This is a genomic window from Companilactobacillus bobalius (assembly GCF_002179915.1).
GTDB lineage: Bacteria > Bacillota > Bacilli > Lactobacillales > Lactobacillaceae > Companilactobacillus > Companilactobacillus bobalius.
The window spans coordinates 1-4,336 of sequence record NZ_MYFM01000019.1 but is presented as its reverse complement, the minus strand read 5'-3'; the positions used below and the strand labels follow the sequence as shown (position 1 = coordinate 4,336).

Sequence of the window (4,336 nt, the reverse complement as noted above, 5' to 3'; positions counted from 1 at the left end):
TCGACAGGCATAAATCTGATGAATTAGGCGGTCCACATCTTTAAAACACTTATATGGGCTTAAAATGGCGTTTAAGAGCTTAATTTAACATCTCACTAGATTGAACGTAGTTAACTTTGTGTCTGTCAACGGTAAATCGAATTAAAGGGGCTTGCTGCTTTAGCAGTTAGCCCCTTTTTTGAGGCTTTAAGGAGTTGATAGACTAGCGGATAAAACACTTTTGCGCATGCAAAGAAAAGCACACCTGCTTTTTTTGCCTGCCCCACGGCGAGTGCGGGGTGAGTTTGAGCGGGAGCTCCCGCTCATTTATGGGGTCAAGCTGACACAGCTTGCGGGTTTGGGCGGAGCCCATATTTTGGTTTGAGTGGAATAAAAATTTTGAAAATCAGGGGGCAGGGAGCGATTTTCGCTCCCGTACTACGACCCCCCTTTTAAGTGCCGAGTGCCAATTTTGATAAAAAAGTGATTTTAAGCCTTTGATATCAATGGTTACAGAGTTTTATATCTCGGCGAGTTTTTGGCGAGTTTTTAGCGAGTTTTTAGCAAAATAGAGGTTTCTAGCACATATTGTTGACAATAATGTTGCAAAAACGCATAATAGTGGTGTACTTAAAATTAATTTAGTTTGGAGTAAAAAATATGGCTACAAATAAAAAAAGAATTACGGTCAGTTTAACTGAAGACCAGTATTCTACTTTGGAAAAACTTGCGAAAGAAAAAGGTTTTTCCAAGTCTGCGATTTTAGCTTTAGCTTTAGAAGATTATTCAAGAAAGGAATTAGAACAAAAAAAATAAGCGAAAACTCGGCTTGGGCAAGACGAAAGTTTCCGCTAAACATTGTTGTTCTAACAAGGTTATTCTACCATTATGGCAAAAGACAAATCAAGATACTTCACCTTTTTGTTATATCCCGAATCTATTCCAGAAGATTGGAAGTCGAAATTGGAATTAATTGGTGTCCCAATTGCTGTTAGTCCATTGCATGATAAAGATAAAAGTACTGTGCCAGGACAAGATTTTAAAAAGCCACATTATCATGTTGTCTATGTGGCTAAAAACCCAGTTACTGCTGATAGTGTTCGGTACAAAATTAAACAGCTTCTAGGCGATCAGAGTATTGCTAAAGTACAAATAGTCATCAGAAGTATGACAAGTATGTATTTATATCTTACTCATGAGTCGAAAGACGCTATCGAGAAGAAAAAGCATAAATATAATAAACAAGATATTACGCTGATTAATAATTTTGATATTGATAGATATATATCGCTTGATGTGGAAGATAAAGACGATATGTTGAATACTGTCTGTGATTTGATTGATGAATATGGGATAGCTAATATACGTGAATTGAAGCGTTTTGTTAGAGTTCATGGTAATGAGTATGGGCTTCCTAGTATGAAAATAATTAACTCCGTTTTGCGTGCGCATACTGCCTTGGTAAGGCTATATTTTGACGCAGTCTATCAAGAACGAAGATACGGCAGGGGCGATATTGATAAAGAAACGGGCGAAATATTGAACGATAAGGAGATTAGAGATGAAAAACAGAAATAAAACTGCATTTTGGATACCTTTTTCTATTACGTTTTGCGTTTTTTTGTTTTCCCTTTTTGCTGAGCCTTTTTTGGATAAAATATTTGGTACTCACCCTTTTTTATATCGGGTAATTGCTACCTAAATATTACATGATTAATGGAGGAAATTATTTATGACATTTAGTAACGTAGAAAATACACGAGTATGGTTTATTACAGGAGCGAGCAGTGGACTAGGATACGAGTTCACTAAAAAAGTACTAGAGTCAGGAGATAAGGTTGTTGGTGTTGCTAGAAATATTGAAAAACTTAATGAGTTAAAATACCAGTTTGAAGGAATGTTACTTCCGTTAAGTCTTGATGTTACTGATAGAAGTGCTGTTTTTACTACAGTGGAAACTGCCATTAAACATTTTGGAAGGATCGATATTGTCATTAACAATGCAGGAAATATGGTATTGGGAATGATTGAAGAATTTAGTGAAGATGAAGTTAGAAGTCAAATGGAGACTAATTTCTATGGTGCAATTTGGATTTGTCAAGCAGCTATGCCGTACTTACGGACACAAGGATCAGGTCATATTATACAGATATCTAGTATTGGTGGACTGATTACTGGTCCAATGTCGGGAATCTATAGTGCTAGCAAATTTGCTTTAGAAGGATTTAGCGAGGCATTAGCACAAGAAGCTGCACATTTTGGTGTAAAGGTATCTATCGTTGAACCCGGAGGCTATTGGACGAATCTATACTTAAAAATGAGTTTTACCACACAGAACAAAGAGTATGATTCATTACGTGAGAAGTTGGCTCAACAAAACTCAACCGAATCAGTTGATAGTGACCCTAAGTTGGCTGCCGAAGCTATAATGAAACTGGTTAATAGTGAGAATCCGCCTCTCCGATTGATTCTAGGAAGCCTTGTTTATGATTTAGCTGTTGAAAATGCAGAAAAACGTATATCTACATGGAAAGAGTGGGAATCAGTCAGTCGTTCTGCAGAACATGGGATTCCTGCACCAGAAGGATATGGAATAATCGAGGAATAGAAGATCAAAAAAATATTGAGATTATTTTTAAGTATGCCGCAATCGGGCGCGATTGTTGAATAAGTAAAATTAAGAGTGGCTACGGCTACTCTTTTTTTATTTGGCCAGAAGGAAAGATAAACGGGAAGTGTCAACGGTAAATGTCTGACTGGAGCAAAGCGGAAGGAATTTAAGGAGTTGATACGAGCCACTGATTTTCCACCCTCTCGGCATTGACAAAACTTTGTTTTGTCCTGCCAACCGGCGAGGGAGCCCCCTCAAAAAGTGAGGGGGTTGGGGGAGTTTTTTGGAGGGGGTCGAGGGGAAATTTTTCCCTCGTGGGTTTGGGCAAAGCCCATGGTTTTTTTACTTGATCTTGGGAATGAATTTGCAACCGTTGCGGAAAAGCGCAAAGGTGAAAATCTCATTTCTGTTACTAGGAAAAAGAAACGGCAGCAGCGGTTATTTTTTTGCTTTTGACTTTGGGAATCTGGCACAAGCCAGGTTCTTGCTTTGACCCTCGGAGAGCACACCTTTACGAATGTAAAGTATAGTGTGTTATACTTTACTTGGAAGATAACTCCGAAATGAGGTGCATACAATGAGTTTTGCAGTGGCTAGAATGACGAAATTAAAAGCTGATAATTTAGTCGGCATTGGCAATCATGACCAACGGAAAACGACTAATCACAGCAACGAAGATATTGATGTTTCCCGCTCCCACCTGAATTATGATTTGGTGGTTGGGCGCACTGATAATTTTAAAACGGATATTGAAGCCTATATCAACGAAAACAAAGCGAGTAAGCGGGCAGTTCGCAAAGACGCTGTTTTAGTCAATGAATGGATTCTAACCAGTGACAAAGATTTTTTTGAGCAATTAGACGAAGCCGAAACCCGCAAATATTTTGAAACAGCCAAACAATATTTTGCAGATAACTATGGTGACGAAAATATTCGCTATGCAGTCGTTCATATGGACGAAAAGACCCCACACATGCATATGGGCATTGTGCCCTTTGATGATGATAAAAAGCTCTCAGCTAAGCGTATATTCAATCGTGAAGCCTTACAACGTATTCAAGAGGAATTCCCACAGTACCTCAAAGAAAATGGCTTTGATGTTGAACGTGGCAACAAAAATAAAGAGCGTAAGAACTTATCAGTACCCGAATACAAAGCTATGCGGGAAGAATTGAAAAAAATAGAGACCGAAAAACAAGAGACACAAGTAAAGCTTGCACATACAAAAAAACAGCTTGATGAAATCAAGCCACGGGATAACAAAAAAATTGCTAGTAAACCCACCTTGATGAATAAAAATAAAGTCACGGTTGATAAATCTGATCTCGCTGATTTGGAACAACGGGCGTCTTTTAGTGATAATTACAATCAAATGCATGCTAGAGCAAGGCGTGAAGCCGACTCGTTAGGAGATAAACTGACTAGAACAACGTGGGAATATAATGACCTCGAAAGAGAAAATGTTCGTTTGCGAAAGTTAGTCGGAACACTTCAAGACATTGTGCGCAATGTTGATGAGTTTCTACACAAAAAACTAGGTATTAATTTACCTGAAAAGTGGCTAGAGCGTGCAGGACTAAAAGAACCGTCTAAAAAAGCCCCTGAAAGCTCACAGGAATTCGACAGGCATAAATCTGATGAATTAGGCGGTCCACATCTTTAAAACACTTATATGGGCTTAAAATGGCGTTTAAGAGCTTAATTTAACATCTCACTAGATTGAACGTAGTTAACTTTGTGTCTGTC

At 38.3% G+C, this 4,336-nt stretch carries 4 protein-coding genes; all 4 read left to right on the top strand.

The window, feature by feature from the left end; all coding sequences use genetic code 11:
* Nucleotides 1-639 precede the first annotated feature (639 nt).
* Complete coding sequence (locus LKACC16343_RS14070) at nt 640-795, top strand: ribbon-helix-helix protein, CopG family (RefSeq protein WP_004906453.1); 156 nt, start codon at nt 640-642, stop codon at nt 793-795.
* 72 nt (nt 796-867) lie between these two features.
* Nucleotides 868-1,557, top strand: coding sequence for a replication protein (locus LKACC16343_RS14065; RefSeq protein WP_012478241.1), 690 nt, complete (start codon nt 868-870; stop codon nt 1,555-1,557).
* Between the two features lie 154 nt (nt 1,558-1,711).
* Entirely contained in the window at nt 1,712-2,587 is an 876-nt protein-coding gene (locus LKACC16343_RS14060; RefSeq protein ID WP_012478242.1) for an SDR family oxidoreductase, read from the top strand.
* A gap of 580 nt (nt 2,588-3,167) precedes the next feature.
* Entirely contained in the window at nt 3,168-4,253 is a 1,086-nt protein-coding gene (gene mobV / locus LKACC16343_RS14050) for a MobV family relaxase (RefSeq protein ID WP_056950758.1), read from the top strand.
* Nucleotides 4,254-4,336: the final 83 nt, after the last annotated feature.

What these genes read in the sequence shown, in the direction of transcription:
- mobV (WP_056950758.1), top strand. Translation starts at nt 3,168, where the DNA reads ATGAGTTTTGCAGTGGCTAGAATGACGAAATTAAAAGCTGATAATTTA.
- LKACC16343_RS14065 (WP_012478241.1), top strand. Translation starts at nt 868, where the DNA reads ATGGCAAAAGACAAATCAAGATACTTCACCTTTTTGTTATATCCCGAA.
- LKACC16343_RS14070 (WP_004906453.1), top strand. Translation starts at nt 640, where the DNA reads ATGGCTACAAATAAAAAAAGAATTACGGTCAGTTTAACTGAAGACCAG.
- LKACC16343_RS14060 (WP_012478242.1), top strand. Translation starts at nt 1,712, where the DNA reads ATGACATTTAGTAACGTAGAAAATACACGAGTATGGTTTATTACAGGA.